Here is a 25,781-nt window from a genome sequence, read left to right on the forward strand (position 1 = left end):
AAAGATCTCAACAGATAGGAGATTGCATAAAAAAGAGTAAAAAATGAAACAGTTATTCGTATTCATCAGAAAAGAATTCTATCATGTATTCAGAGACCGGAGAACACTGCTGATTCTTTTCGGTATGCCCATTGTTCAGATCATCCTTTTTGGGTATGCTCTGAGCAGCGAGGTCAAAAATATCGGGATTACTGTTTTGGACAATTCGCATGACATACAGTCTGAGCAAATTATTTCAAAAATAAGATCAAGCTCTTATTTCCGGATGCAGGAACCATCGCTAAAGTATCCGGATATTGAAAGACAATTCAGGGAAGGAAACATAAAATGTGCGGTTATATTTCCTGTAAATTTCGGATCAGACCTTTATACTGCTTCCGGAGCGCAGATCAGGATTATTGCTGATGCTTCAGACCCGAATACAGCAAATATTCTTACCAATTATCTCAATGCGATGATTGCAGACTACCAGCAGCAGCTCAATCCCAATATAAAACCTTCCTATCAGATTATTCCCGAAATGAGACAACTTTATAATGAAGAGCAGAACGGATCTCTCAATTTCATCCCGGGTGTCATTGCATTAATTTTTATGATTGTAAGTACCGCCTTAACATCTGTGGCCGTCGTTCGTGAAAAAGAACTGGGAACTATGGAAATATTACTGGTATCTCCTTTTAAGCCCGTTATGGTATTGGTAGCAAAAGCGATTCCTTATCTGGTTCTTTCTCTTGTCAACTTTATCATTATTCTCCTTCTTTCTGTTTATTTATTACATGTGGAGATTCGTGGAAGTCTTGTTTTGCTGTTTGCGGAAAGCATATTATTTATTATCACTTGCCTTTCATTAGGCTTATTAATATCGAATATTACCAATTCCCAGCAGACTGCTATGCTGATTTCCATGATGGGAATGATGCTCCCTACCTTATTATTAACCGGTTTTATGTTTCCGGTAGAAAATATGCCCATCATTTTTCAGGTGATATCCAGAATTCTTCCCTCCAGATATTATTATGATATTGTAAAAGCAGTCATGCTGAAAGGCCTTGGTTTCAGATACGTATGGAAAGAGACACTTATTTTACTGATTATGTCGGTAGGATTGCTGGCACTTGCACTCAAGAAATTTAAAATCCGTCTGTCATGAGAATAATGATATTCATATTGAGAAAGGAATTTCGTCAGATATTCAGGGATAAAACAATCCTTGCCATGATGTTTGTAATGCCTATTGTACAGTTGATCATTATGCCACTGGCCGCCAATTTTGAAGTAAAAAATGTTAATGTTGCTTATGTAGATCATGATCACAGCAGTTATTCCCAGAAATTGCTTCATAAGATTGCCTCTTCCGGTTACTTTAAACTGGCCGGAAATCCTGATTCTTATAAAAAGGGATTAAAAATGATTGAAGAAGGAAATGCCGATCTTGTTTTGGAAATTCCTCCCGGATTTGAACGAAGTCTTGTTCGTGAGGGAAGTCAGAAGGTAAATCTCTCTGTAGATGCAATCAATGGAACAAAATCAGCACTGGGAGGAAGTTATCTCCGCTCTGTCATCAATGATTTTAACAGCAGTTTAGATGTTAATATTAAATTATCTTTCAGAAAACCAGATCATACTCCTGCCAAAATCATTATTAAAGAGACCAATTGGTACAATCCGAGAGCAGAATATAAATATTATATGGTTCCGGGTATATTAGTATTACTTCTTACCCTGATCGGAGGCTTTATCACAGCATTAAATATTGTAAAAGAAAAAGAAATAGGAACGATTGAACAAATCAACGTAACTCCTATAAAAAAATGGCAGTTTATCTTAGGCAAGCTGATTCCATTCTGGATTGTAGGAATGACTGTTTTTACGATTGGGCTCATCGTAATGTACGTGATTTATGGTATTTTTCCGGAAGGAAGCCTTCTCACACTGTATGTTTTTGCAGCCGTTTATCTTATTGCTTTACTGGGATTGGGACTGCTGATATCTACCTTTGCCGATACACAGCTGCAGGCCATGTTTATTGCCTACTTTTTTATGATGGTATTCATGCTGATGAGCGGTTTTTTTACCAATACGGAGAGTATGCCAGACTGGGCACGAAAAATGTCAAACCTTACGCCGGTAACCCATTTTATCAAAGTAGTAAGGCTCATTGTACTGAAAGGAAGCAGCTTTTATGAAGTACGAACCGAATTTTTCTATCTGATTGGCTTTGCTGTTTTGCTCAACGGTCTTGCCATCTATAATTACAGAAAGACCAATTAAATGTAATGGGGTGAAATTTAAATTTCACCCCATTATAAATATATTTTCATAGTAGGAATATTAATTCCTGCTCACTATTTAAATGTTAAGACTGTTTACGGCGGCGTCCTGAAACCTTTTTATCAAGATCTCTGATGTCCTGTCTCAGTTCACGGAACATTTCTTTAAAATTGTAGCTTTCATAATCACCCGGCTCAAAATCTTCCGGGAAAATTCCTGAAGCATACTGCCAGATTTCCACAACTTCTTCAAACGGAATATCATAAGGCTCATAAAAAGAATTGTCCGCACTTACAGAAATTGCATTTTCTTTTCTTTCTTTAAAACGTTTGTAGGTAATTCCGTCATTCAGGGTCACAAAAACATAGGTTTTCCCTTGTTTCAATTCATTGATCCCCTCTACATATTTTCCTACAATATAAGAACCATTTCTAAATGGCGGCATAGAATCTCCATCTGCAGGGAATGCTCTGTACTTCCCATTGGTAAGGAAGGGAAGGGCAATACGCTGAAGGCTCTCTATATAATCTATATCACTATAACCCTCCAGGTATCCCATTGAAGCTTTCTGAGGGATAATTTCTATCGTATCATTTCCCTGAGTATCAACTGCAACTGGAAGAACAATCCTGTTGTCCGGAAGTTTTAACATTTCATCCATCGGATGCTTCTCAAGATCCACAGACAGCATAAGATCAATGCTTACATGAAAATACTTGGCGATTTTTACTAGCAGCTCGATAGGAGGCTCGGATATTCCGTTTTCGTATTTCGAATAGCGCACCCTGGAAATCATCAGTTCGTCGGCCACATTCTGTTGGGAGAGCTTTCTTTTAGCTCTTAAAAAGCGTATATTATTTGAAAAAGTTGACATTGATAAAAGTATGTCAGCAAAAATACAAAATTTGAATGCGTTATCAACCTACCAGGGCAGGTTTTACTATAAGATATCAGGAAATTTGATTGGTATGATCTCTATTTCTACCAAAACGAGGAAGTTTTAGTGCCTCAGTGACCAATTTTATCAGACTAAAAGTTGGTTTTTGACCCAATATAGAAGGTTTTGCATAGTTTATACAATAGTCATCAATAAATAGAATTTAGTACAAAAATAATAACTCTAAATTTCCCAAATTGAGTTATTATTTTTAACATTTAGTAAATCAATCACATATAAGTGAAAATCATATTTTCATTAAAATACACTTATATTAATGAAATATTAAATAATAAAAATATATGATTAATTTATCAAAAATAATTTGCAATTGTAATATTATTATTCATATATTCGTGATGTAATAATCATATAAAATTATAGTTATGAAAAACTTAAAAAAATTAGACAGAAACGAATTAAAAACTATTTCAGGTAACGGATTACTAGATCCAATCGGCGGTCTTCTAGGTGGACTAGGAGGTGTAGTTGGTGGTGTAGTAGGAGGTGTTGGAACTATCGTTGGCGGTGTTGTTAGCGGTGTAGGTTCTACAGTAGGTGGAGTAGTAGGCGGTGTAAGCACTGTTGTTACTAACGCTTTATGCCAGACACAATGTGTTGTTAATGGTGTAATCCACATCAAATTACTTGAGTGCGGTTCTACTTGCTAATAAGTAAACATTGACATTAAAAAATTTAACCGCTCTTTTCAGAGCGGTTTTTTAATTTTTCCATTGAGAATAACAAAATTACATTATTGTTTTTCAAAAACTTAAATTCATTCTAAAGTCTTTTTATAAACAATCAATAAAGCAACAATGTTGCATTAGTGGATTTAATTATCTAGCTTTGCCGGATCATTAAAGTATATGCACATGAAAAAGACCGTTTATTTTTTGATGGGAAGCACACTAATATATTCCTCATCCATTCTGAAGGCGCAGAAGCTTAATTCTGAAAAAAAAGTAATAAAAGACATAGAATCTGTTGAAATACAGGGAAAAGCCAATTACAGTTCTGTAAATATTTCCAGAAAAAAGCTGGATTTTATTCAATCCAATACATTAGGAGAGACACTGAGTAAAATTCCCGGGATTCAAAATTCGGGTTACGGTCCTAACTCTGGTGCACCTGTCATCCGAAGCCTGAGTGGAAACAGGGTTAAAATACTGGAAAATGGAACTGCAGTGAATGATCTTTCAGGAATAAGTCCTGATTTTAATACGGATATAGAAATGAACAGTGTTCAAAGCATTAATGTTTATAAAAATTCGGCGTCCGTTTTATATGGTGGGAAAGCCATTGGAGGAGCTATTGACATCGAAACCAACTATATTACCAGGCAATTACCCGATAAAAAGTTAAATATAACAGGACTTCTTGAAGGAGGAAGTAATAGTGGACAAAAACAGGCATTTTCAGCCAGAGGGATTATCGCTAAAAACTGGGTATGGGCTGTAGGAGGAAGCAATCACAAGCAGGATATAGTCAGAATTCCCGGAAAATCTAAGGATAGCAGATGTTATGATCCCAATCTGATGGGTTTCAACAGTATTTTGCAGTTATTGTGCCAGGTAGACGTGGATTCCAGACGAGTTCTGAATAAAAGTCTTTTTCCTTACATCAGCCAGTTTGCCAAAGATCATATGATAGATTATGAACTTTCTGAAGATGACCTTTATACTTTTAGCCCCACTTATTATAATCCGGCTGATGGTAAAAATTATCCCAATCCAAAGAATGATCTGTACGTTCCCGGTCAGGATCCATCGAAAGACCGCTACAAAAGTGAGGTAAACGGGATCAGGGATTATGTAGAAACAAAAGACGGAGTTATCCCAAACAGCCATTCAGAAAGCAACTCATTTTATGTTGGGACCAGCTATATCGGAAAATCCTTTTATGCTGGAGGAGCTTATCAGAATTCTTATTCCTATTTTGGAGTTCCGGGATATGCAATTGCTAAAATCCCCAAACATACTCATGGAAAACCACAGCAAAAAATAGAATATCTTCCTATCAATATAAGAAGTTTATCCCATAAAGCCATGCTTGAAGCGGGTTATAGATTTACAAATTTCCCAATTTCCAGTATCAAGCTAAATTATATGGGAGTATTCTCAAAAAATGCAGAACTTCTTGATACTTTCAGAGCCAATCAGTTTGCCGTAAACCAGCACAATGGACGACTGGAAATCTCGCAACAGAAATTAAAATTCCTGACAGGAACCACAGGTCTTGAAGTACAATACAGAGATATGGAAGGAACCGGAGGTCAGAGATACTTACCTAATAATATAAGCCGCGAAATCGGAATCTTTACCATGCAGCACCTTGATTTTGATTTCATTCAGCTGGATCTTGGATATAGAAATGATCATGTACAACGCAGGGCAGAAGCAGACAGCAAGTACGTCAGAAGCCGCGGACTTTCCGGTGGAAAGCTCAGTGACAGGGACTTTACCCTTCACCAATTCCATAGTTCCGCACAATGGAATATCTTCAAAAAAGCCTATCTGAAAATACAATACAATCATTCCGAAAGAGCACCGGAAGTGAATGAACTCTACTCAGGAAACAATCATTTTGCTATTCTGACAGAGGAAAATGGCGATGATAAGCTGGACAAAGAAACCGCAAATACAGTTGAAATAGGAGGAGGCTTCAATCTGCAAAACTTTAGGGTATCTGCCAACCTGTATCATACTTTTTATAAAAATTATATTTATCTGGCTCACACAGGGCTTTCCAGAGAGATTTTCCTTGTAAAAGAATGGCGTTCTGATGATACAGAAATCAACGGAATTGAAGCAGAAGCCGCTTATAAAGCTGATCTGGGGAAAATAGGGAAGTGGGAGATAGGCGGTTACTATGATTTGGTGAGAAATATAAGTGTAGCCGACAGTTCCATAAGAAAATGGAGTGATGGCGATTATATGCCCAATATGCCTACAAGCCGTTTTGGATTCAATCTGGAAGGAAACATACAGAACTTCAGCCTTAATGTAAGTTTGGACCATTATTTAAAACAAAAATATTTAGGAAAAAATATTAATCCTGAGCTTCCTATGCCGGCATTTTCATTACTGAATGTCCGGTTAGCTTATAAAGACAACAGTTTAGGCATAGGTGACCTGGAATATTATATCATAGGAAATAATCTGCTGAATTCTGAAGCGAGACTTCAGAACTCTCAGTTAAAATTTTTGAGTCCGCTTCCTGGAATTAATATTTCAGCGGGTATAAAAATCACAATATAAATCAATTTATTTCTGCAGCTATTATCCAATGATAGCTGCAGATTTTTTTTATGCAATAAACGTGGTTATTTATTATAACTGTCTGTTTCCAGAAGCTTCGAAAATTTACTATCAATCTTACTGTTATCAATAGCAGTAGGAAAGTCTATATTCGCTGTAATCCTATTAAAATGATTTTGAATTGCACTGTCAATTTTTTTTTCATTCAGCTTATCTACCCGGACAGATATATTCATAATATCTGACTGAATTTTTTGAAATTCTTTTATTTTAAGCATATTAGCATTTATATTATCCTTATTACTCAAAACATTAGGAAGAAAATAATACACAGATCCTAATATAATATTGGCCAATAAAAATGTCTTAAGAAGAAGACTTGAATTCTGCCAGCCTTTATTCACCATAAGAAAAACAGCAACTGTAAGCAGGGTAACAAATACAATGGCACAAATGGAAAATGAATAATAATTGACATAATACGTTGTTCCCAATTGTCTGTAATATTTTTTTACCTGATCACTCATCAGATACTGGTTCTTTAAAGTTAAAATTTTAACAGATGATCCGGCGAGTGATCTGTTAATTATTTGATTTTGAATTGAATCAGCCGAATCTAAAGGCTTCAACACTTTTACAGATGCTTCTTTCATAAAGCAGACAGACTTTGTTTGCACAGTAAATGCCAAAGCACCAAGAACCAAACAGATCAGAATGGCTTGTACATTTTCTTTTTTCAGAAAGTTTTTGATTGTTGTAAAGGTTTCCATGATGATAATTTTCTCTCAAAATTAGCCTTAGAATCTAAAGAGTACAATCACCATTTCGGGTGGTTTTTACAAGGCTTATTTATATAAAAAATAACCCAAAAAAAACTTTAAAAAAGAAGTAATACCTTTTTAATACGACAAGTTCTGTCGCCGTGCACCTATATCTTTGTAGTAGAGATAAGATAAGAATCCCGGGAAATTTATTGTCTTAGTAAACCAAATTTTAACCTTAAAAAAAACTCTTTTTAAATTATGTGTAAAAAACAACTAATAATCATTTTTCTCTTTTCATTTTTCATTTCCTATGCGCAGAATGAATTTATTACTCTGTGGAAACCTAACGCAACTGGCACCATTGATAATTCAATAACTTTTGGTGGTACCGGAACAAGTTATACCATTAGCTGGGAAGAAGTAGGTTTTCCTCAGCATGGCGCAATTATGACTTCTGTGACATCTAACAGTAACAATCCAATTACCATTTCTTTTGGTACCGCTTTAAATATAAATCCTCTCCAGGCCACTTATAAAGTAAAAGTTTCAAATGGCAGTGGGTTATTTTACGGATTCAGGGCCGGCACAGACTCTATCAATCCTAATGCAAATCCTAAGCTTACCGAAATTAGCCAATGGGGAGATATTATCTGGCTTCAGCAATTTAATGCGGGATTTGCAGGCTGCCCAAATCTTAACGTAACTGCTACAGATACTCCCAATCTGACACAAATAAACAATCTATCTCAAATGTTCTTTAATTGTTCGTCTTTGATTGGAAATAATTCATTTTCTAATTGGAATACAAGCACAATTACAAATATGAACAGCATGTTTAGCAGAGCAAAGCTTTTTAATCAAAATATCGGAACCTGGAATACAGCGAATGTAACGGATTTTAGTGGAATGTTTTCTTATGCGTCTGCCTTTAATCAAAATATTTCGGGCTGGAATACAACAGCTGGAACCAACTTCTCTGCAATGTTCAAAGATGCTGTAGCTTTTAATCAGCCATTAAATTCATGGAATACAAAAAATGCCACTAATTTCAGGTATGTATTTTCCAATGCTGCAGCCTTTAACCAACCGCTTAATAATTGGAATACAAGTAAAGTAACGGATTTTGAGTATATGTTTGAAAATGCGGTATCATTCAATCAGCCCATTGGAAACTGGGATGTAAGTAAGGTCAATTATTTTGCAGGGTTTAATATGTTTAATGGTGCTACACTTTTTAATCAGGATATTTCTACCTGGAACATCAAGCTTCAAAACTTTGCATGGAGCTCAATATCTTTCGGCTTTAAAAACTCAGGGTTATCATGTACGAATTACAGTAATTTTCTGGTTGCACTGAATAATAATCCTACATGGACAAACTCAACCATAACATCTGGAACAATAGATGCAACGGGGTTAGTTTATTCTACACCGCTAGCCATTATGGCAAGAGCTCAATTGGTTAACAAAGGGTTTAACATTATTGGAGATTCTTATAATTCCGGTTGCTTTTTGTCAACAGCAGAGGCTTCGGTAAAGCCAAAAACTCCGGCTTATCCAAATCCAACAACAGGAGTTATAACTGTGGAGTCTACTGAAAACGAAAACGTTTATTTATATGATATCACCGGTAAAGTCATTAAAAATATGACTTTAAATAAAGGAAAAAACAGTATTGATCTTACTGGCTATCCATCAGGAAGTTATCTATTAAAAGGGAATAGTATTTTCACTAAAATAATCAAGAAATAATAGGTCAGTCGAAAGGCTGCTTTATAAAATTAGCTCCAAAGTCCTTGTACTTTGGAGCTTTATAATTTTCCATATTTTATATATAATTTATGATATATAAATGGTATTATATTTGTTGGGGACTAAAAATTGAAATCCAATATTAAAAAAAATAACATTTATGAAAAAAGCAATTATTTTATTTACTATTCTTTTATCGATAGCAAATATTCAAGCTCAAGAAAATATTGATTTATTGACATACGAAAATACACAGGATATTAATTTTTTTAAAACTATTAAAAATGGTGCTCCGGTTAAGGAATATATAACAACGAGTAAAAATAGTGTGAAAGTGGGGGATACTTTAATATTAGGATCTCCTACCTCTGAAGAACTGAATACAAGAACTTATTCAGGGAGTTATGGAAATAAAGCAAGAGGGGGTATTTCACAATCAAGAAGTACTTCAAAAAAAACTTATGAATTTATACAGATGGGAAGACCAGCTGGATTTGGAAGTATTATGTCTGCTATGGGTGGTGAAGCACAGGATATGGCAGATAACAGCTTAAAAAATACTAAAGTTATTGTCAGAGAGATAAAAACATATCACAGAGGCAGTAAAAGTAAACCTTTGTATGTAGTTATGGTTTTGGGAGAAATAAATGATAGAGCTTTTGGAATCAATAAATATTTAAGCGTCATGGATACGGAGCTAGGGATTGAGTCTGGTGAAATTCTTTTAAAAAATAGAAAAATGACCAGAGATGAAGCGATTGCAAAATTAAAAGAAGCAAAAGAACTGGTGGAAATAGATATGATGAGCAAAGAAAAGTTTGAGGAATTAAAAAAAGAACTTGCTCCGATTATTAACAATAATAACTAAGAAAATTAACAATCCCTTTCATATCCAGAAAGGGATTGTTAATTTTAAGATTGGTTTACCAGGCAAAGTATACTTCAAATAAACAGACTTTAACATTAAATCATTGTTGGATAAAGAAATATTTCTAATATAAACAGATTTAATAGGTGTAAAATCAAAAAATGTTAACGAAATTGCATCGATTTTATAACTAACCATGAACTGAGAATTAATGACAGAGAAATTTCCGACAATAAACAGTACACTTTCACCTGATAGACTTGGTCAGCTTATTCAAGAAAAATTTGGACTAACTGATAAAACGGAATGCAGCATATTTCGGCTTGCGATGAACCATTTATATATTGTTCATGATGGCGAAAACAAATATGTTTTTAGAGTTTACACCCATCATTGGCGGACTCAATTAGAAATTGAAGAAGAATTAAGACTTCTAAATTTTCTAAAAGAAGCAGACCGGCAGGTTGCTTTTCCAATTGCTGACAAATCAAACAAATTCATTCAGGAAATTGAAGCTCCGGAAGGGACAAGATTTGGCGTTTTATTTTCGTTTGCTAAAGGCATAAAAACAGCAAAATTTTCACCCAAAACAAGCTTTCTGATTGGGCAGGCATTAGCAAAAGTTCATCAATCCACAGAAAATGTCGAGCTGATGAGAATATCTTACAATGCTCAAAACCTGCTCAAGAACCCTGTTATAAGAACAAAAGAGTTCTATAGTAAAAATACCGGCGAAATAGAATTTTTAGAAAGCCTTTCTGAATTTTTAGCGTTGAAAATGGAAAATATAGACCATCAGAATATGAGATATGGAGCCGTTCATCTCGACGTTTGGTTTGATAACCTGCACATTGACAATGAAAAAGAAGTAACATTTTTTGACTTTGATTTTTGTGGCAACGGTTATTTATGCTTTGATATTTCTTATTTTCTATTTCAGCTATTTACAACCCATTTGAACGAAGAAGAGTATAAGGAAAAAGCAAATAGCTTCATAAGAGGGTATGAGACCGTAACTAAAATCAATGAAGAAGAAAAAAAGTTTTTACCTTTCGCATGCTTAGCCATTATGACCTATTATATAAGTGTTCAGTGCGACAGATTTGAATATTGGACCAATATTTTCCTGAATGAAGATCATTTAAAAAGAATGGTTGGAAATCTCAAGCGGTGGATTGCTTATCATAAAATTGAGGTAAACTAACGAAAGAAAACTTACCGGCTTTCCTATCCTTAAATAAATATTGTTAATATGGATACAAAATCTATCAATTTTCCCAATCAAAGAAAGCAAAACGTTGTACTGCATTTCCTGCATTTGTATGTTATTTCTTATATCTATCTTTTTATCTTTACCTCCCAGTTTTCACCTTTAGAGGGAATACATAAGAGTGGAGTCTTGTGGTTGTGTAAAAATGTTTTTCAGCAGCCGCAGGTAGAACATATTAAGATGACTGGCAGCGGCGATACTACATTAGATTATTGGGTAGTGATTGTAAATATTGGCTTAGCTCTAATGGCTGCACTCATTATACTTCTTGCAGATAAAAAACAGCGGACCTTTAAAGATCTTCATTGGTTTACAGTAGTAGTAGCACGTTATTATGTAGCTATGATAATGCTTTCGTACGGTTTTGCGAAACTGCACGACGGACAGTTTCCTGCTAACTCAATTGGCAGGCTGGAAGAAAGAGTTGGAGATATGTCGCCAATGGGTATGGTATGGACTATGATGGGAGCTTCCAGTGGTTATACATTTGTTTCCGGATTGTTGGAAGTTGTTGGTGGACTTTTGCTTCTTTTCAGAAGAACCAAAACTTTTGGTGCTCTTTTTTCCATGACAGTGATGATCAATGTGGCTCTGTTGAATTTTTTTTATGATGTGCCGGTAAAAATATTTTCCAGTCATATTGTTTTGTTTTGTCTTTTTATTGTCAGCGGTGATGCAGTTGCTTTATATCGTTTTTTTATCTTGCATCAGCCATCACAATTACGCTTTCAAAAAAGAACATCAGACAAAAAGTGGAAGAGGATTACAGTTACTGGACTTAAGTGGCTCGTAGTAGTTTTTTTCGTATTGAGCTCGTCATCAGCACTGTTCTATAAACCTCCAGTTGTCCCAATGGAGGGTGCCTATATTGTTGATAAATTTATAATAAACAATCAGGAAATACCATCCAACGATTCTATTGGCTGGAAAAAACTATTGATCAGTTCTCCAGGCCGGACAACTGTTATTCTTAATAATGACAGTACTAAAGCGTTTCAGAGTGTTTTAGATACTGAAAAAAAAATACTTATGCTTCGTAAAATAGATCAACAAGACCTATATGCTTACCTGCATTACAATGCTCAAAAAGATAGCATCATTTTTACGGGAAATAAGGGTAGTGATTCTGTAAAAATAAAAACAGTAAGAAAGAAAAAGGAAGATTATCCTTTAAACAAGAGGAGTTTTCATTGGATTAATGAATACCCATTCAACAAGTAAGAGACCTTACATGAAGTAACACAATGGCTTTAAGAAAGTTATATAAATAAGATTGACGCAATGCGTAAATTTGAAAGTTAAGAGACATTTTAAAAACATAACCTAAAAACATCTAAAATTTAACCATTAAATACAGAAAAAATGAGAAACAATATTTATGTTTTGTTATTATTATTTTTATTCACAAGCGTTAATGCCCAAGAATATTCAAAATTAATAAGTGAAGCTAATAAATTATATGAAACAAAAGACTATAAAATGTCTACTGATTTATATGATCAAGCTTTTAAAATTGAAAGTAAAAATCCAAGTCACTTATATAATGGTGCATGCGCATCTTCTTTAGCAGGAAATACAAAAAAAGCTTTTAAATGGCTGAACTTATCAATAGAAAATGGTTGGACAAATCTAAAGCACTTAAATTCTGATACTGATTTAGAAAATTTACATTCAAAAAAAGAATGGGGGAAAACAATTGAAAGATTAGAAAAAAAATTAGAGCTAATAGAAGCAAATTATGACAAACCATTGCAGACTGAATTATTGGCAATTCTTGAAGAAGACCAAAAATATAGAAAGCAAATGAATGAAACTCAAAAAAATTTCGGTTCAGAGTCTAAAGAAATGAATGACCTTTGGAAAATAGCAATGCAGAAAGACTCTATTAACTTATTAAAAGTAAAAAAAATATTAGATGAAAAAGGTTGGGTGGGTAAAGACAAAGTAGGTGCACAAGCCAACAGTGCAATATTTCTTGTCATTCAACATTCAGATTTGGAAACGCAAAAAAAATATTTACCCATGATGAAAGAAGCTGTAGCAAAAGGAAATGCAAGTTCAGGTTCTTTAGCTTTGTTAATTGACAGAATAGAAATTCGAGAAGGTAGAAAACAAATATACGGAAGTCAAATAGGAATCAATCAAAATAATAAAACCTACTATGTTTTACCTTTAATTGATCCAGACAATGTAGATAAAAGAAGAACAGAAGTTGGCTTAGGACCAATCTCTGATTATGTTAAAAATTGGAGTTTGATTTGGGACGTTGAAAAGTATAAAAGAGAATTACCTGAATTAGAAAAATTAAATAAATAGAATTACAAAAACGGCGGGTTTAAGGCTTCCTTAATCCGCCGCTTCTAAATCTAGAAGTTATTGAGCATAACCTGGGATTGAGTTTATTATTACTTGAAAAATTTGATGTAATAATAGAGAGTGTAAAATAATGAAATCGAACATGTTATGTGAATCTGTGAAACCAAAACAATATACAATTTAACATAATATAAATTATAGGATTTTATTATAGTACCAAAATAGAGTATTAACTGCCCTCAGAATGCTTTATTTCCCAAATTTTCCAGCCAAATACGCTGTAACGGTTTCTAAGAACTCTTCTTTTGTTAAGCCGCTCAAGAAACTTTTCTAAATTTCCTTTATTACCGATTTCCTGAAAATAAACTTCATGATCTGTACTGTACACTGTTGGATTGTTCTGATCAGGAAATCCATCTCTTTGCCTTCTACGATTTTTTTTACATCATATTCTTCTACAAGTCCTTCAAGTTCCTCGTAATCGTCTGTACCTTCCTTAAACGGTCTGAAAAACCAATCTCTGAAAAAATATTATCCGTACGGCAGTTCATGGTCAGAAAAATAATGTTCCAGTAAATTTTTATAAAAATTTTCCTGCTCATCATGATATAAACTTTTATTGTTCTCATAATATTGATCAATTCCATAGTCATCCCAGTCTTTGTCATATAGATAATGACCGAATCTGATGCTCTGCCAGTTTTCAGCAAAACCCTCCTAACTTTTTGATTCTCTTTACAATTCGCTCATTCATTTTCGCTTATATTATGTTAAATAGAATAATAGTAAAAATTTTCTCTTAGCTCCTAAAAATACAAAATCTTGCCACATGACAGCTTTTATCATCATAAAACACAATACCTTTACTCTAACCAAAAAATAAAATAATATGAAACCTAAAATGATCTGGGCCAATCTGGCCGTAGCCAACCTTGAACGCACAGAAAAATTCTATACAGAACTGGGATTCAAGCCCAACAACCCACACAGTTCTAATGAATTGGTAAGTTTTTTTATGGCAGGAAATGAATTAATTGTCCATTTTTTCTTAAAAAACGTCATAGAAAACAACCTGAAAAGTATGAAATTTGGAGATCCTCAAACTTCTAACGAAATTATATTCACTCTTTCTGCGGAAAGTAAAAATCAGGTAGATGATTGGGCCGAAGAAGTAAAAAATGCAGGAGGAACCATTGTTTCAGCGCCTGAAAGCTTTGGAGAAAACTATTATGGTTTTGTGTTTGCAGATCCGGATGGACACAAGTTTAATGTCTTTTTTATGTAGACTTATAACCTATTTTTCCCTATATTTGACATTCAACAGATACATATGAACCGCGCGAACTGTCTGCCTCCTCCGGCACCTTAATATTTTCAATTTAATTGGAAGCTTACTCATGTCGTTAACTCATTAACGGCCAAAGTCTTTATGCTTCTCATTCTAAAAAAATATTAATTCAAAACTTTACAGTTCATTCTCTAATGAAAAAATCATATTTATTATTACATCTGGCCGTGATATTGGCCGGATTTACAGGTGTATTCGGAAAACTGATCACTCTTAATGAAGGCTTATTAGTCTGGTACAGACTCCTCTTCTCCTCCATTATTCTATTCTTTATTTTAAAACTCTTAAGAATTCCAACAGATATTCCTTTTCGGGAAAAAATTAAGATTTCAAAAGCCGGATTGCTGCTTACGTTACACTGGCTGCTATTTTATGCCAGTATAAAATATGCCAATATATCTATTGGTGTGGTATGTTACTGCCTGACAAGCTTTTTCACAGCAGTATTCAAGCCTGTAATTGATAAGGAGAAATTCAAGCTTTCAGAATTACTTCTTAGTATGCTTACAATTTTGGGAATTAGTTTAATATTTCATTTTGATACTTCTTATCAATTAGGAATTATTTTGGGTGTATTTTCATCAGCATTCGGTGCTCTTTATACTATTTATAACAAGCGTTTGGTAGACCATTTCGACACGAAATTGATCAACTATTATCAGATGATTGCCGGTACTTTATGCTGGGGAGCATTTTTGCCCTTATACCTCCTCTATTTCCAGTCAGATAGCATAGTCCCTGACTTGAAAAACACTGCTTATTTGGGCATTTTATCACTTTTTTGTACAGTTGGCTTATATGTGATGTTTGCAGAAGTTTTGAAGAAAATTTCTGCCTTTACAGTTAATTTAACCTACAATCTGGAACCTGTGTATGCTATTATTATGGCCTTTTTATTTTTTGGAGAAAGTAAAGAGGTCAATCTTGCTTTTTATATAGGATTGGTATTTATTATTTCATCTGTGGTTTTACAGACAGTAATTTCTTTGAAGAAAAAAAATTAGAAATTCCGGACCCTAATAAATAAAATATACTAAAAATAGCCTACTCACAGTTATTTTTTTAATCAAAATCCTATATTTGCAGTCAAACAAAAATAACTGTGAGTAGACCTATTATATTTGGTGAGATTGAAGGTATTGAAGAAGGTTTTCATTTTGATAATAGAAAAGAAATGATGCCAACAAGCTTTCATAGAAATTGGGCAGCAGGAATTGACGGAAATGCAAAAGAAGGCACTGCTGCTATCGTTCTTTCAGGAGGATACGAAGATGATTTAGATTTTGGAGAAGAAATCATTTATACAGGATCAGGCGGTAATGATGGCAATACAGGAAAACAGGTAACTGATCAAGTATGGGAAAAAGGAAATGCCGGGCTTCTAATAAGTATGGATCAAGGATTACTTGTAAGAGTTATTCGTGGATCAACACATGAGTCTGAACTTTCGCCTCCAAAAGGTTATACTTACTCTGGATTATATAGCGTTGTTGATGCTTGGCAAGAAATTGGTAAAAGTGGTTTTAAAATCTGCAGATTTCGTTTAGAATATTCGGGTAATAATCAATTAAAAAAGACTATTCAGCAAATTGAATTAGATTATTCAAATAGGGCTAAAAAAAGAATAGAAAGTACAGTTCTAAGGATTGTACGAGATACAAAAATAGCATGGCAGATAAAAAAATTATATGATTTCAAATGCCAAGTCTGTCAGACTTCTATTCCAACCAAACTAGGTCATTATGCCGAAGGCGCCCACATCAAACCATTAGGAAAACCTCATAATGGTGATGATAATCCTGATAACCTTATTTGTCTTTGTCCCAATCATCATGTTATGTTTGATAAAGGAATGTTTTCAATTACTAATAATTTACAATTAATTGGCAATCTATCAGGCGATCTATTAATTCATGATAATCATAAATTGAGCCTTTCAAATCTAAAATATCACCGTCAGGCACACGGTTTTGAATAAAAAATGCCTCTCAAAAAATAATATCTTGAGAGGCATTTTCATTTAATCTTGCATAACTATTTTTTTAAAACTATCCATTCATTCCCAAACTGTTATACAGCTGTACCTGCCATATTCCCAGAACCTCTTTCAGCATCACAAATGTAAATGCGGCATTATAGCTGTTCGGAAACAGCGTTATTTCAGTATCTATAAAATCTGAGGCCTGTGGAACAGGATTCAATCCAAATGTCTGAAACAGAGAAACAGATCGCTTCATATGAAACCCGGAAGTTACCAGATATACACTGGAAGGGGTCATCTGCTTTAGTATCTTGCTGGAATATTTTGCATTTTCATAAGTATTCATGCTTTTATCTTCTTTGATGATATCAGCATCCGACACGCCCATTTTCTTAAAATTTTCACTGAACAATTCTGCTTCGCTTTTGTGTCCTCTTCCCTTTCCGGAAATTAATATCTTACAGGGTAGATTATTTTTCTTGTATTCATTATACAATTGATAAGCTGTAACAATTCTTGAATAAGACATGGTATGCAGTTTCTCTGTATTGTCGAAATCTACAACTCCTCCACCTAACACTACAATGACAGGTTTCTGAGCAGTCATATTCTTAGTATTAGAAGTATTCACATAGCTTTTCTGCAAATATTCGGAAGTTAGTTTACCCAGAAAGCCGTTTCCAATAAAAATGATCATTAAAACGGTCAATACACCAATTCCTATCCTAAGGTTTTTGCGCTTATTTTTTCTTTTTAATAAGGTTATCATAACTATCGCAAGAAATACTAAAAAATAAGGTTCTGTAAAAAGCTGGAAAACACGGAATAAAAGGTCTAGTAAAAATTTCATCTTCAAATAATATGGATTAATGTATAGAAAACATCGAGACCACAAAGATAAAGGAATTTCCTGAGTACAGCTTTTGACGGCAATAGACAATTAACAATTATTTAAAATAATTTAGCCTGATTTATCTTTCTGTTTATACAATTATTGTATACATTTGCAATCAATAAACAGCACACTCTTTAGTGTGTTAATAAAAAACAATACCTACCCAAATGAAAAAGCAGAAAAGAATCGCCGTTTTTATAACCGTACTCCATATATTTTTGGACAGACATTTTTGTAAAGAAAAAAACAAAAACTCGTCCTTACATATAAAGAAACAACTACAACATTAAACAATTGAAAAACAGGTATTTCTGTAATGAAAATTTGAACTATTAAGAAAAGATTAAGCTGTTAAGAATATTAATTAAATATCTAGAGATATTCAAAAAGCAGAACGCTTCACTCAAATTGATTTGAATCTTAACTTTACTTAAAACCTTAAGTCCTCCTTAATGGTTCAAAAAATAATCTATTGCTGATCAAACAGATATCGCAGATTATCATATCCAAAAAAATCTGCGCAATCTCCTAAATCTGCAAGAGACTACCATCCGCTCCATCAGGCAAGTTTGCGTGCTTATCATTAACTCATTAAAAAAATCAAATCATACTTTTAAAATTTTACATTTACATCAGAAAATACAATTTATTGTTGACTAATTACCGTTTATATCATTAAAAAATTATAAACAAATTTGATTTCAAAATTAATGTTATCTCAATGCAATATGGTTTTTAATAAAATACATTTGTCTTGTAACTTTAATACAATCAATCACATGTCAACAGTTCTTAAAACATTTGTAGCTTATCTTAAAAGACCTGCTCTTTATCCTGAACTGGGCAGAAAAATCATTAAAAATACGATCAACAGAAGAAGCCCGTTTAAAGGAAAGGCAAAAACAAATTCCTGGGCTGCATCCATAGCGGTATCTCAAAAAGAGGCTGTTTCCAGACTTTTCTCAATGGATACAGATCATTTCAGAGAAATATATGCTGATACTCTGGAAAAAGCAAACTTAAAAGAAAAAGAATGCCCTATTACAATGGGTGGTCCCGGCGCACTGGAGCTTATTTACTATGCATGCGAATTCACCAAAGCACAAAACGTTCTTGAAACTGGTGTAGCTTACGGATGGTCTTCTTTAGCCATACTGCTTTCCCTTAAAAAAAGAAATGGCACGCTATATAGCTCAGATATGCCTTATCTTGCTCAGGATGGTGACCGTTATGTAGGATATGTTGTTCCTGAAAACCTTAAAAAGTTTTGGAAGTTATTCCGTTTTGCAGACAGAGAATCTCTGCCTAAAATTTTTAAAAAAGTATCCTCTTTTGATGTTTTCCACTATGATTCTGACAAAAGTTACTACGGAAGAATGTGGGCTTATCATCAAATTTATAAAAGATTGAAACCCGGAGCAGTATTTATCAGTGATGATATTGGTGACAATTCTGCGTATCAGGATTTTTGTAATAAGAAAAAGATTAAGACTTCTGTAGTAAGATACAGCGGAAAATACATCGGAGTTTTTATAAAACAATAAAGAAAAACTATCCATATCGCGCTTCCTCAGGCAAGTTCACTTGCCAATCTTAGCTCCCTAAAAATATAAAAGCCTTCCTCTAAAACTTTGCGCTTAAAATTCTAATAAAATATTTGAATTAAGGAAATAGAAAAAAATCCCGGATCATTAATCCAGGATTTTTTTATTATTCTTTTTAGAAATTGAAGTCTATTTTCATTTACTATTCTAGTTTCCTTTAATTTTTACACCAAGGCCAAACTTAGGGTTGCTCATTTCTTTACCATTCTTATCATGATATACCATAGGATAAGTTTCAAATACAGCCTTCTCTTTTGGAATGATAACATAGTACTTTCCTTTTCCATAGGAGTTAAGTAAATTAAGAAAATAATAAGCTTTTATTGATTGAGCTGCATCATAAGTTTCTCTGTCTACAGTGGCCTTTTGAAGCATAGAATAAACAACTTTTTTATTCTTAACAAATAAAAACATTGAGGTATTATCAGACTCCCAGGTAAAATCATCACCTATAGGTAATTTCATTCCTAACTCTTTTTCCGCTTCCTCATTTAAAGAAATTGGCATCATAATAAGTAAAGAATCCCAATCAAAACATTGAGTATCTTCTTTTAAATTAATCACTTCTCCAATTTTATTTTCAGCATTTACTTTTGGAGACAGTTTTTCTTTAAGTTTTATTAAACATTCCGGATTATTTTGTCCTTTACAGGAAAATAGAAAGAATAGTAATACAAAAAATATGGATCTGGTACTGACGTTATTTCTCATTATTGATTAGGTTGAGTTTGAATCTGTCCGCTATTGACTGCTGCGAAAAAATCATAAAGAAACTTATCTATATTATTATCCGGGTTACCATTCTGTGAATACCAATTAAATCCCCATTGATTATTGTGTAAATCCATAGCATTTGAACCGTCGGAAGCCGGATTTGCCGTTTCATGCAATGTATGAAATTCTTTGGCTTTATTCAATCCTAAATCGGCAGCATCTAAAGCAGACCATAGAGAATGTCTTAAAGCATCACCAAGACCATTATGGAACCCTGGCTGAGTATTTGCATAAAGATTGGCTTTTTTTACATTATCCCTCATTTTATCTCTTTCAGCTGCAGATGTATTTATTAATAGCCATGCTAATTCTCTCGCTGAAGGAATTTCAAGTATTCCGTCCGCCGCTCCAGCTGTTGCAGTCGTTCCTCCAGTTCCTCCGCCTCCGCCAGAGCCTCCAGAAGAACCATTTCCACCTCCGCTATTATTACATTGCCCATACATTTCGCATTGTCCCGGACCTATTATCCCCATATCATCTGAAGGGTTTGAAGGACCTGTAATTACAACTTCCTCAATATCTGTAACTCCTTGACCTCTAGAAAACATGTTCCTATTAGAACGATTAAATGCTATCTCAAATGCTGAAAATATATCATTATATTCGGGGATAGTATTTTTTAGCTTATATAATCCTAGAATAGTATTTTCTTTGTTAATAGAAGAGAAATAAATATCAGAAACTTTTTCATTCTTCATTACCGGAAAATACATATATAAATTCCCTTCTTTATCTTCAATTATTTGAGAATGTACTATGAAATTAATGTATGAATTTGAAATTGATGATTTTATATTAAGTCCTGTGTAGTTTGTCCCATTTTTTAGATCATAAGAGTAATAAGCTTGTAAAAAATCTAAAGCATAAGATTTGCTTAAAAAAGAGTTTTCTTTAGATATTTTGGATTGTTTATAACTTTCTTTATTAAAAAGTCTAAATGTTTTTTCTTGCTTTTTACTTTCTAATGCTGTCTCCTCTTCCCTACAAGAAGAAAGTCCTATTATTAGAAATAGGACGTAAATACACTTTCTCAATTTGTGCTTCACTTTTTAAATATTATAATTAATTTTTCAAATATAAAAAATTATTCTCGATATAGAGAAATTTATCTACCTCCTAATTCAGTAATACAGGAGGAAATGCAATTACATTGCTCTTTTTCACTATTTTATATTTGCTAAATATTTATCCCCCATAATCCACTTCTCTTTCCAGGATAATCTGGTTTCTGCATACGGTAACCAGTATTTTTTCTCCTGCCTGAAAGCCGCATTGCTCTACCCACTTCCCTGCTATTCTTATTTCCGGGAAGTACACTATTTTGCCATACGCTCTTGAAAACGATTTGAGGGAAACCGTAAGGTTACGATTGCGCAGTTCATTATATTTGCTGCGGTTCATTCTTATTTTTCTTTTCATATTTGTTATTTTTCAACAAATGAAAACATAATCAGGAGGATATGCCAGTTGAGGAAAGGATAATTTATTCTGAAAGAGAGATATTTTAGAATAGTATTTATTTTAAAACAGAGCTTTATTTTTTTGTTCTAAAGCTTTATATTTGTTATTATGAGTTACACAGATATGCAAAATAAGAAAATACATCAGGGTAGAAATATAAAGCGTTTCCGCGAAATGCTGGGGATCAAACAGGAAGCATTGGCTTTTGAATTGGGCGATGACTGGAACCAAAAGAAAATCTCCCTTTTAGAGCAAAAAGAAACAGTAGAATCTGATATTCTGGCGCAGGTAGCTCAAATTCTGAAAGTTCCTGCAGAAGCGATTGAGAATTTTGATGAGGAACAGGCGGTGAATATTATTTCTAATACCTTCAATACACATGACCACTCAAATGGTGTGAATGTTCAACCTACTTTCACTTTCAATCCTCTTGATAAGATGGTTGAGCTTTATGAGCGTATGCTTCAGCAGCAGAAGGAAATGATTGACAAGTTGGAGAGGTTGATTGAGAAGGAACAATAAAAAGGTTGGAAACTTCAAATACATCATACCTACAAAACGATTTTTTATCACCAATTTTCTTTTTTATTTTGAAAGAGGAAAAACTTTAATACTAAGAAAAGTATGATTGAAAAATTATCTCCTAATATCCAAATATATTTTGCTGAAATAGCTGAACGATTATGGTCTGGGCATGCCTCTATTATGATTGGTGCCGGTTTTAGCAAAAATGCACTTAATACATTATATCCAACAAAGAAGCCTCCAAATTGGTCGGAATTAGGTGATACTTTTTATGAAAAGCTTTACGCAAAAAAACCAGAAGATATAAAGTATACAAGTTTGTTAAAACTTGCTGAAGAATTTGAAGTCACATTTGGTAGACCATCATTAGAACAGTTTATTACAAAAAAAATTGCGGATGAGGAGTATGAACCATCCGAATTACATAGAAAAATAATGGAGCTACCTTGGACAGATGTATTTACTACTAATTATGATACACTTCTAGAAAGGAGCTCTAAAGATATTACATCAAGAAGATATAATGTTGTTATTAATAAAAATGATTTAAGCCATTCTAGTAAGCCAAGGATAGTTAAATTACATGGTAGTTTACCTTCAGAAAAACCATTTATAATAACTGAAGAAGATTATAGAAACTACCCCAATAAACAAGCTCCTTTTGTCAATACTGTAAAGCAGTCTTTATTAGAAAATACTATGTGCCTGTTGGGATTTTCTGGTGATGATCCAAATTTCCAACAATGGATAGGATGGATTAATGATAATATGGGAAAAAATAACACTTCCAAAATTTATTTAGTGGGAGTTTTAAATCTACCAGAATCACAAAAAGCACTATTAAATAGCAAAAATATAATACCTGTTGATCTATCAGGTTCATCAATTGTAAATGGAGATCACAAGAAAGGAATAGAAATATTTATTGAATACTTAGAAAATCAAAAATTTAGACGGGATAATTTAGGTTGGCCTCTATCAGAAGATTTAAAAACATACAAGAGTTTACATGAAGAAGTAGATTTTAAACCTTTAATTCAAGAATGGCGTAACTGTAGAGAAAAATATCCAAACTGGTTCATATTGCCTCAAGCACAACGAGAGAAATTATGGATGTTTACTGAAATGCATAGTGTAAGTATTTATGTTTTTAAGAACCTTAAAGAATTTGACGACTTAGAGTATATCTATGAATTAAACTGGAGATTAGAAAAATGCTTATTTCCAATTTATAACGATATGGCATCTTGTTTTCAAAAAATATTAGATAAGTACAATCTATTTCCTGAAAATATATCTGAAAATAGAGAGATAAATATTCTAGAAAAAAAATTGAATCAAAATGACAAAGGTAAATATCAACACTTCTGGAAACAAATATCCTTATCATTATTAAGATTTTATAGAGAAGAAAATTTTGATCAGGAATGGGATAAAACATACAATACACTTAATTCAATTAAAAATCAATTGTCATCTGATCAATTATCATTTTTCTATTACGAGCAGATACAGAGAGCTCTGTTTAAACTGAATATTAATGAAGTTAGAAGGATATTAGATGAGTGGTCGCAAAATAATATTTCTATATTTTGGAATATCAAACGCGCAATGTTATTAGGTGAATTTGACCAAATAAAGGTAGCTCTAAAGCTTTTAAATACAAGTCTTCTGGAAATCAGGAAGAAACTTCATTTATCACTACAAGAAGATGATTATACATGGGTATCATTGGAATCATATACAATGTTTTTAATAAACATACTGCAAGGAAACTTTCAGTTTGAAAAAGGTGAAATCAATAATAATGATTATAAAGAACGTTGGAATGATGTACTACAATACAAATGTGATCCATGGGGAGAACAAAAGTATTTTGATCTAATGTTACAAAAACCATATTTTCAAAAAAACAACGTTTCCAATAATAACGATTTTGAAATAGGTACAGTTACACGTTCATTTACTCTTGGAAGATCGTCACAAGACTTTATAACAGCATATACTTTCTTACGTTTTATTGAAGAATTAGCCATCCCATTAAGCTTATCTCGTTTAAATTTAAGTGACAAAACAATTAATGGAGCTTTAGAAAGAATTAAGCTAGTTTCACCACAATGGGGAATTGCAATAGTAAATCGATGCAGAGATGAAAAAATTGTTGATACAGTTTTTGATCGTATACAACTACTTAAGTTATCATCGTCCATAATAGATTTATATACCGAAGAATATATCAGAAAATTTTATGAGCTTTTACCAGAACAGTCAAATCCAATTGCGAAAGTATTCATTCGTAAAGTACCTTATTTACTTTCAAGGCTTTGTACAAAATGTAATGATTCGTTAAAATTAGACATCTATAAACTATGTTTGGACTTATATATTAAAGAATTAGATTTACCAAAAACAGATAAATTATTAAGTAATTTAATTAATTCGAGCAGTAAGAATTTATTGAATAAAACAATGGAAATTTTGTTGAAATTTCCTATAATAGATTCAGATTTGGCTATTTCATATACTCTGCAAGAACCATTTGACTTCATTAATAAATCTGAGATAAAATATGAAATAAAACTTAAAAAAGAAATTTTTGAAGATTTAATTGAAAAAATTAAAGGAGAAAAAGGTATTAGAGAAAATGCTATGAAACGATTGATATTTTTATACAATTGTAAACAATTAAACAAAACCCAATCTCAAAAATTATTTAATACAATTTGGAGCCAAACAGATGAAACATTTGGGTTTCCAAAAAATACAGTTTATTATCATTTTGCTTTCATCAATTGGCCTCAACCAAAGAATAGAAATGCAGAAGGAAGATTTAAAAAATACATCAATGATGCTAACTTTAATATTCAACAACAAAGAACAGAAAAAGGAATTGGAATGTCAAGAGGAAATGATAGATATTTTGAAGAGCTTTATTATGGTTCAAAAACAATAAATAATGATAATGGTGTTGTTTGGAGTATTGAAGAATTAGAAAATATTTTAGCTAAATGTGAAACGTGGTGGAAATTAGATAAGTTTTATCTTCTCGATGAAAAATATAAAGATGAGGGATTTGGTGGTAGTATATATGAAGAATTTGTGAGTAGATTTAATAAATTACCTGATATAATTTCTAGAGTTTTAGGTTTTTATAAGGATGATCTCAATAATGATACTATTCATAAAATAAAAATTATATCTGAAGAATTAGAGTCTAATAACATTCCCGTTTTAAGGATAAAAGTTGTATTTAATTTTTACAATGATTACGAAAATTATTTATCAGATCTTAAAAAAGGTTTAAGATCAAATAATAGAAGAATTTTATTAGATGCATTAAATTCCGTAATACTAGCAGTCCATTGTAGTTCATATGTAAATGATATTTTTTTCATAAATCGTCTAATAGATATTTTATCGGTGCCTCTGCAATGGAAAATGCTAGATTTATTAGGAGATATTTTTGATATTTTTGATGATTTTATCAATCATAGCAATATAGTTTCAAACTCTGTTAAAGAAGAGTTATATGATTCTTTGCAATATGTTTTACATCTTTCAATTGATGATAAAATAAGTATTGATGATTTTTTATTATTAAAACAAAAATCAATCAAATTAGCAAGTAGTATATATAAGAAAAACCTTGAAGACAATTTAAGCATACCTCAAATAATAAATGATTGGAAAGCAATAGCGGAAAATAAAGAAGAATTTGCAGATATTAGAAATAGATGGTAAATTAAAAATCACTT

At 32.7% G+C, this 25,781-nt stretch carries 21 protein-coding genes; 15 read left to right on the forward strand and 6 right to left on the reverse strand.

Going from position 1 to position 25,781, the window contains the following annotated elements; genetic code table 11:
- The first annotated feature begins 43 nt into the window (after nt 1-43).
- Together LKL37_RS06415 and LKL37_RS06420 are read left to right on the forward strand one after the other, a co-directional pair.
- Complete coding sequence (locus tag LKL37_RS06415; protein WP_431609743.1) at nt 44-1,150, forward strand: ABC transporter permease; 1,107 nt, start codon at nt 44-46, stop codon at nt 1,148-1,150.
- Nucleotides 1,147-2,271 carry an ABC transporter permease gene (locus LKL37_RS06420; RefSeq protein WP_431609744.1) on the forward strand — a complete coding sequence of 375 codons (1,125 nt, stop codon included), beginning with the start codon at nt 1,147-1,149 and terminating at the stop codon, nt 2,269-2,271. Before LKL37_RS06415 ends, LKL37_RS06420 begins: the two co-directional genes overlap by 4 nt.
- Nucleotides 2,272-2,356: 85 nt before the next feature.
- Here the strand turns inward: LKL37_RS06420 and LKL37_RS06425 are convergent, their stop codons facing one another.
- Nucleotides 2,357-3,145, reverse strand: coding sequence for an XRE family transcriptional regulator (locus tag LKL37_RS06425; protein WP_431609745.1), 789 nt, complete (start codon nt 3,143-3,145; stop codon nt 2,357-2,359).
- 449 nt (nt 3,146-3,594) lie between these two features.
- Here LKL37_RS06425 and LKL37_RS06430 point away from each other — a divergent pair, with 449 nt between their 5' ends.
- The gene (locus LKL37_RS06430) at nt 3,595-3,879 is read left to right on the forward strand and encodes a bacteriocin-like protein (protein WP_431609746.1); all 285 of its coding nucleotides are present in this window, start codon (nt 3,595-3,597) and stop codon (nt 3,877-3,879) included.
- Nucleotides 3,880-4,083: 204 nt separating this feature from the next.
- Complete coding sequence (locus LKL37_RS06435) at nt 4,084-6,468, forward strand: TonB-dependent receptor (protein ID WP_431609747.1); 2,385 nt, start codon at nt 4,084-4,086, stop codon at nt 6,466-6,468.
- 65 nt (nt 6,469-6,533) lie between these two features.
- Here the strand turns inward: LKL37_RS06435 and LKL37_RS06440 are convergent, their stop codons facing one another.
- Nucleotides 6,534-7,238, reverse strand: a complete 705-nt coding sequence (locus tag LKL37_RS06440) for a hypothetical protein (protein ID WP_431609748.1) — start codon at nt 7,236-7,238, stop codon at nt 6,534-6,536.
- 252 nt (nt 7,239-7,490) lie between these two features.
- Between LKL37_RS06440 and LKL37_RS06445 the strand changes: the two genes are divergently transcribed.
- The 8 genes from LKL37_RS06445 (at nt 7,491) to LKL37_RS06480 (ending at nt 16,764) form a co-directional block, all read left to right on the forward strand.
- Entirely contained in the window at nt 7,491-8,984 is a 1,494-nt protein-coding gene (locus LKL37_RS06445; RefSeq protein WP_431609749.1) for a BspA family leucine-rich repeat surface protein, read from the forward strand.
- A gap of 160 nt (nt 8,985-9,144) precedes the next feature.
- Nucleotides 9,145-9,852, forward strand: a complete 708-nt coding sequence (locus LKL37_RS06450; protein ID WP_431609750.1) for a hypothetical protein — start codon at nt 9,145-9,147, stop codon at nt 9,850-9,852.
- Nucleotides 9,853-10,180: 328 nt separating this feature from the next.
- Complete coding sequence (locus tag LKL37_RS06455; RefSeq protein ID WP_431609751.1) at nt 10,181-11,056, forward strand: phosphotransferase; 876 nt, start codon at nt 10,181-10,183, stop codon at nt 11,054-11,056.
- Between the two features lie 48 nt (nt 11,057-11,104).
- Nucleotides 11,105-12,343, forward strand: coding sequence for a hypothetical protein (locus LKL37_RS06460; protein ID WP_431609752.1), 1,239 nt, complete (start codon nt 11,105-11,107; stop codon nt 12,341-12,343).
- Between the two features lie 141 nt (nt 12,344-12,484).
- A complete protein-coding gene (locus LKL37_RS06465; protein WP_431609753.1) occupies nt 12,485-13,438 on the forward strand; it encodes a DUF6624 domain-containing protein in 954 nt (317 codons plus the stop codon).
- An 889-nt stretch (nt 13,439-14,327) separates the two neighbouring features.
- Entirely contained in the window at nt 14,328-14,723 is a 396-nt protein-coding gene (locus tag LKL37_RS06470) for a VOC family protein (RefSeq protein WP_431609754.1), read from the forward strand.
- Between the two features lie 197 nt (nt 14,724-14,920).
- Entirely contained in the window at nt 14,921-15,790 is an 870-nt protein-coding gene (locus LKL37_RS06475; protein ID WP_431609755.1) for a DMT family transporter, read from the forward strand.
- 98 nt (nt 15,791-15,888) lie between these two features.
- Nucleotides 15,889-16,764: a YDG/SRA domain-containing protein gene (locus LKL37_RS06480; protein ID WP_431609756.1), complete on the forward strand. Its 876-nt coding sequence runs from the start codon at nt 15,889-15,891 to the stop codon at nt 16,762-16,764.
- A 70-nt stretch (nt 16,765-16,834) separates the two neighbouring features.
- Here the strand turns inward: LKL37_RS06480 and LKL37_RS06485 are convergent, their stop codons facing one another.
- Entirely contained in the window at nt 16,835-17,617 is a 783-nt protein-coding gene (locus tag LKL37_RS06485; protein WP_431609757.1) for a YdcF family protein, read from the reverse strand.
- An 824-nt stretch (nt 17,618-18,441) separates the two neighbouring features.
- On the opposite strand from LKL37_RS06485, the gene LKL37_RS06490 reads away from it, so the two are divergent.
- Nucleotides 18,442-19,206: an O-methyltransferase gene (locus LKL37_RS06490; RefSeq protein ID WP_431609758.1), complete on the forward strand. Its 765-nt coding sequence runs from the start codon at nt 18,442-18,444 to the stop codon at nt 19,204-19,206.
- 207 nt (nt 19,207-19,413) lie between these two features.
- Here LKL37_RS06490 and LKL37_RS06495 read toward each other — a convergent pair whose 3' ends face one another.
- The 3 genes from LKL37_RS06495 to LKL37_RS06505 all read right to left on the reverse strand — a co-directional run bounded on the left by LKL37_RS06495 (nt 19,414) and on the right by LKL37_RS06505 (nt 21,459).
- On the reverse strand, nt 19,414-19,977 hold the full coding sequence (locus LKL37_RS06495; protein WP_431609759.1) for a hypothetical protein: 564 nt from the start codon (nt 19,975-19,977) through the stop codon (nt 19,414-19,416).
- Nucleotides 19,977-21,074 (reverse strand): DUF6973 domain-containing protein, encoded by a 1,098-nt coding sequence (locus LKL37_RS06500; RefSeq protein WP_431609760.1) that lies wholly within the window; start codon nt 21,072-21,074, stop codon nt 19,977-19,979. The genes LKL37_RS06495 and LKL37_RS06500 overlap by 1 nt, the downstream gene beginning before the upstream one ends.
- A gap of 151 nt (nt 21,075-21,225) precedes the next feature.
- Entirely contained in the window at nt 21,226-21,459 is a 234-nt protein-coding gene (locus tag LKL37_RS06505; RefSeq protein ID WP_431609761.1) for a SymE family type I addiction module toxin, read from the reverse strand.
- 150 nt (nt 21,460-21,609) lie between these two features.
- On the opposite strand from LKL37_RS06505, the gene LKL37_RS06510 reads away from it, so the two are divergent.
- Complete coding sequence (locus LKL37_RS06510) at nt 21,610-22,023, forward strand: helix-turn-helix transcriptional regulator (protein WP_431609762.1); 414 nt, start codon at nt 21,610-21,612, stop codon at nt 22,021-22,023.
- A 102-nt stretch (nt 22,024-22,125) separates the two neighbouring features.
- Nucleotides 22,126-25,767: an SIR2 family NAD-dependent protein deacylase gene (locus LKL37_RS06515; RefSeq protein WP_431609763.1), complete on the forward strand. Its 3,642-nt coding sequence runs from the start codon at nt 22,126-22,128 to the stop codon at nt 25,765-25,767.
- The last annotated feature ends 14 nt before the right edge of the window (nt 25,768-25,781 follow it).

It is taken from the genome of Chryseobacterium sp. 'Rf worker isolate 10' (assembly GCF_050753305.1).
Taxonomy (GTDB): domain Bacteria; phylum Bacteroidota; class Bacteroidia; order Flavobacteriales; family Weeksellaceae; genus Chryseobacterium.